At 71.7% G+C, this 311-nt stretch carries 1 pseudogene; it reads right to left on the reverse strand.

Annotated elements, in window-relative coordinates:
- Positions 1 to 227 (reverse strand): annotated as a pseudogene (locus EN818_RS31665) (methyltransferase type 11); the annotation flags it as partial.
- Positions 228 to 311: the final 84 nt, after the last annotated feature.

A 311-nucleotide genomic window follows, 5' to 3' on the forward strand; every position in this document is an offset into this window, starting at 1 on the left:
GCCTCCCCCAGCGCATCCAGGCTGGCGCGGATGGCGGCGTAGGTCGCGGGCAGCCGCGTTGCCAGATAGGCCTTGACCGCCATGTCCTCGGCCATATGCAGGCGGCCGTCGCGCAGCTCGGCGCGGTAGCGTTCGGAAAGCGTCCTCGCGGCTTGTTTGAGCGCCGCAAGCGGCACCTTGTCGAGCAGGCCGTCGACGCCTTGCCGGAGCGGGGCGGGCAGTTCCACGTCAGGCTCCTCTCGGCGCGAGGAGGATGACGGAGGCGCCGACGATGCAGAGCGCCGCACCTGCGAGGTCCCAGCGATCGGGGC

The organism is Mesorhizobium sp. M3A.F.Ca.ET.175.01.1.1 (assembly GCF_004791945.1).
Taxonomy (GTDB): domain Bacteria; phylum Pseudomonadota; class Alphaproteobacteria; order Rhizobiales; family Rhizobiaceae; genus Mesorhizobium.